Origin of the sequence: Dietzia sp. B19 (assembly GCF_014145155.1) — a bacterium.
Classification (GTDB): Bacteria; Actinomycetota; Actinomycetes; order Mycobacteriales; family Mycobacteriaceae; genus Dietzia; species Dietzia natronolimnaea.
This window is the reverse complement of the sequence record NZ_JAALED010000138.1, coordinates 1-4424: the sequence shown is the minus strand read 5'-3', so window position 1 is coordinate 4424 and position 4424 is coordinate 1. Positions and strand designations below refer to the sequence as shown.

Genomic DNA, 4424 nt, shown 5'->3' with positions numbered 1-4424 from the left:
CGCCGCGCGATCGGCCAGTGCCCCCTCGAGCGCCGCACGGTCCAGCGGCAGACGGTCGTCGGCGGCGAGCCGGTCCAGCAGGTCGGGCTCGCGACCCTCCTCCCGCATCGCCAGCGCCACCGCGACCGCGTTCTCCTTGATCGCCTCGTGCGCGACCTCTCGGCCGACCCCTGCCCGGACGGCCGCCATGAGGACCTTGGTGGTGGCGAGGAACGGCAGGTAGCGCTGGAGCTCCTTGTCGATCACGGCCGGGTACGCCCCGAACTCGTCGAGCACGGTCAGGAACGTCTCGAACATGCCGTCCAGCGCGAAGAACGCATCCGGCAGAGCGACACGACGCACCACCGAGCAGAAGACGTCGCCCTCGTTCCACTGCGCGCCGGCGAGCTCGGCGGCCATGGAGCCGTACCCGCGGAGGACCACCTGGAGCCCGTTGACCCGCTCGCAGGAGCGGGTGTTCATCTTGTGCGGCATGGCCGAGGACCCGACCTGACCGGGCTGGAAGCCCTCGGTGACCAGCTCGTGCCCGGCCATGAGCCGGATCGTGTGGGCCAGCGAGGACGGACCGGCTCCCAGCTGGACCAGCGCGGAGACGACCTCGTGGTCGAGGGATCGCGGGTACACCTGACCGACCGAGTCCAGGGTCCGGGAGAAACCCAGGTGCTCGGCGATCCCGCTCTCGAGCTCCGACATCTTCCCGGCGTCGCCCCCGAGCAGGTCGAGCATGTCCTGTGCGGTGCCCATCGGGCCCTTGATGCCGCGCAGGGGGTATCGCTCCAGCAGCGACTCCACCCGCTCGAGCGCCAGGAGCAGCTCATCGGCTGCGGAGGCGAAGCGCTTGCCCAGGGTGGTGGCCTGGGCGGCGACGTTGTGGCTGCGGCCGGCCATGACCTGGTCGCGCTGCGCCGCGGCGTGCTCGGCCAGCCGGCGGGCCGCCGCCACCCCGCGGTCCCGGATCAGCTCCAGGGAGCGGATGACCTGGAGCTGCTCGACGTTCTCGGTGAGGTCCCGGCTCGTCATGCCCTTGTGGATGTGCTCGTGCCCGGCGAGGGCGTTGAACTCCTCGATCCTCGCCTTGACGTCGTGCCGGGTCACCCGTTCCCGCTCGGCGATCGAGGCGAGGTCCACGCGGTCGAGCACGGCCTCGTAGGCCTCGATCACGCCCTCGGGGACCTCGATCCCCAGCTCGCGCTGGGCACGGAGGACGGCGATCCACAGCTGACGCTCGAGGACGATCTTGTGCTCGGCGGACCACAGGGTCGCCAGCTCGTCGCTGGCGTAGCGGGAGGCGAGGACATTGGAGATGCGGGGCGGGCTGTTCCGGGCGGGTACGGCGTTCTGGGCGGTCACGCCCCCCAGTATCGCAGGGGACTCAGGAGATCATCGAGCCGCCGGTGGACCCGGCGAGGATCTCGCGCGCGTTGAGGTAGACCTGATCCACCGTCAGCGGCGCCTCGAGCAACAGCCACGGGCGGGTGATGTAGACGATGGTGGTGATGATCTCGGCGGAACCCATGCGCCGACGTTAACCCGTGGGCGGCTGACGCGGGACCAGTACGGCCTCCAGTCGGTCCATCGCCTCGGCGATCTCGGCGGTGTCCCCGGCGAAGCTCAGGCGCACCGTGTGCCGACCATCGACGGTGTCGAAGTCGACGCCGGGTGTCAGCGCGACCCCCGTGCGTTCGAGGATCTCCGCGCACCACGCCACCGAGTCGTCGGTCCATTGCGAGACGTCGAAGTAGGTGTAGAAGGCTCCGTCGGGAGGTGCGGTCTCCCCCACCCCGAGTCCGGCGAGTCGGCGCAGCACGAGCTCGCGTTTCCGGGCGTACCGCTCCACGTGTGAGTCGAGCTCGCCTGCCGAGTCCTCGGTGAACGCGGCGACGGCGGCGAACTGGGCGTGCGCGGGCGGGCAGATGGTGAGGTTGCCGATGAGCCGGTCCACGGGGGCGCCCAGGTACCGCGGCAGCAGCATCCACCCGATCCGCCAGCCGGTCATGGAGAAGTACTTGGACACCGAGCCCATCACCACGGACTCGCGGCTCGTCCGCCATGCGCTCGCGCACTCCCGGCCGTAGGTGACGCCGTGGTAGATCTCGTCGCTGACCAGCAACGTGCCGTTGGCCTCGCACCAGCGCGCGAGGGCGGCGAGCTCGGCGGCGTCGATGATCGTCCCGGTCGGGTTGGCGGGACTGGCCACGATGAGGCCGGCGGGTGGGTGGCCCAGCTCCACCGTGACCGCCTCGAGCTGCGCGACCGTGGGTTGGTACCGGGTCCCGGGGCCGCAGGCGATCTCGTGGACGCGGCAGCCCAGGGCCTGGAGGGTGTTGCGGTAGGCGGGGTACCCGGGGCGGGCCATGACGACGGTGTCCCCGGGATCGAACGCGGCCAGGAAGAGCACCGTGAATCCGCCGGACGACCCGGTGGTGACGACGACGTCGTCGGCGGTCACCTCGACACCGTCCACCCGCCGGTGGTGGTCCGCGATCGCCTCCCGGAGCGGTCGGATTCCGATCGCCTCGGTGTAGCCGAGGATCTCGCCGTCCACCGCGCGCCGTGCGGCCTCCAGCACCGGCCCGGGCGCCGGGGTCGAGGGCTGCCCGGCACACAGGGAGATCACGTCGCCGTGGGTCTCCTGACGCCGCGCCGCCGCGGCCAGGACACTCATGACGTGGAACGGCTCGACGGCCGACCTGAGAGAGGGGGTACGCGCGACGCTCATGCCCCCGACGCTATCGCCCCCGTCAGGAGGTCAGTCCGAACACCCACACCAGGAGGGTCATGGTGACGAGCGTGATGAGCACGATCCCCACGAGGTTGAGCCACACCCCGCCGCGGATCATCTGGCCGATCGTCACGTATCCGGATCCGTACGCGATGGCGTTGGGCGGGGTCGCCACCGGCAGCATGAACGCGCAGGTGGCGGCCAGGGCGACCGGGACCGCCAGCAGCATCGGGTCGAGCCCGAGACCCAGCGCCACCCCACCCGCGACCGGCAGGAACGTCGCGGCGGTCGCGGTGTTGCTGGTCAGTTCGGTCAGGATGAGGACCCCGCCGGCGGCGACGACGACCAGCAGGACGACCGGCAGGCCACCGAGGGCGGCGGACTTCTCACCGATCCAGTCGGTGAGCCCGGACCCGGAGAACTGGGCCGACAGCGCCAGCCCGCCGCCGAAGAGCAGGAGCACCCCCCAGGGCAGGGCGAGCGCGGCCTCCCACGTCAACAGGCGAACGCCACGCGCGGTGCCGGCGGGGAGCAGGAACAGCACGAGTCCGGCGATCAACGCGATCCCCGCGTCGGAGACGGGCGGGTCCTCCCACACCAACGGCACGGTCACCCACGCGACGGCGGCGGCGACGAACACGGCCAGGACGCGTTTCTCGCCCGACGAGATGGGGCCGAGGCTGCGCAGCTCGTCGTCGAACAGTTGCCGCCCCCCGGGGATCCGCTCCACCTCCGGCTTGAACAGCACCTTGGTGAGCAGGAACCAGGCGACCAGGAGCATCACGATCGACAGTGGGAGACCCACCATCATCCACCGGCCGAAACCCAGGATGATGCCGTGCTCGCTCTCGAGGTAGCCGGCGAGCAGGGTGTTGGGCGGGGTTCCGATGATCGTCGCCAGCGATCCGATCGACGCGGCGTAGGCGATGCCCAACATGAGGGCGGTCCCGAAGTTCGACCGGATGACGGCCTTCTTGACCTCGTCGGACGTCGGGTCCGACGAGGAGTCCATCCGGGGCATCGACCCCTCGGGGTCGTCCTCCTGCCCTCCGGACCCGGTCCCGCCCAGTTCGGAGGCGAGCATGAGGACGGAGACGCCGATCGGCAGCATCATCACGGCCGTGGCGGTGTTGGACACCCACATGCTCAGGAAGCCGGTCGCGATCATGAACCCGGCGATGACCCGTGTCGAGCGGGTGCCCATCGCCCGGACCGTCAGCAGGGCGATCCGTCGGTGCAGGTTCCACCTCTGCATGGCGATCGCGATGAGGAATCCGCCCATGAACAGGAAGATGATGTTGTTGCCGTACTGGGCGCCGACGTCGTCGACCGAGATGTCCTGACCCAGCACCGGGAACGCGATGAGCGGCACCAGCGCCGTGGCGGGGATGGGGATGCACTCGGTCATCCACCAGATCCCCAGCAGCACCGCCACGGCAGCGGTCAGTCGCGCATTGTGCTCCAGGTCCCCCGGCATGACCGTGTAGACCAGCACCGCGGCCGCGACCCCGGCGACGGTCCCGACCACACTGCGGACGAACTCGCCGCGGGGCACGGCGCCGTCGCGCTCACCGGGCGACTTCTGCTCGATCTCCGCGCCGCGGTCCGGGTCCGGGTCCAGGCCGCTCAGGTGGGGGGCCATGACCATCCTCCGGCCCCTCGGCCGATCACGGTCGCCGGTTGCCATCGCCTTCTCCCTCGC

Annotated in this window: 4 protein-coding genes; all 4 read right to left on the bottom strand. The window is 70.7% G+C overall.

All coding sequences use genetic code 11. The features are described from left to right. A partial coding sequence (purB, locus tag G6020_RS05100; protein ID WP_182609877.1) for an adenylosuccinate lyase occupies positions 1-1350 on the bottom strand: 1350 nt, incomplete at its 3' end. A 22-nt stretch (positions 1351-1372) separates the two neighbouring features. Continuing rightward, positions 1373-1516, bottom strand: a complete 144-nt coding sequence (locus G6020_RS05095; protein WP_159110286.1) for a hypothetical protein — start codon at positions 1514-1516, stop codon at positions 1373-1375. 9 nt (positions 1517-1525) lie between these two features. Then, entirely contained in the window at positions 1526-2719 is a 1194-nt protein-coding gene (locus G6020_RS05090; RefSeq protein WP_182609876.1) for an aminotransferase class I/II-fold pyridoxal phosphate-dependent enzyme, read from the bottom strand. 22 nt (positions 2720-2741) lie between these two features. Further along, positions 2742-4370: a DASS family sodium-coupled anion symporter gene (locus G6020_RS05085; RefSeq protein ID WP_241731072.1), complete on the bottom strand. Its 1629-nt coding sequence runs from the start codon at positions 4368-4370 to the stop codon at positions 2742-2744. Positions 4371-4424 lie beyond the last annotated feature (54 nt).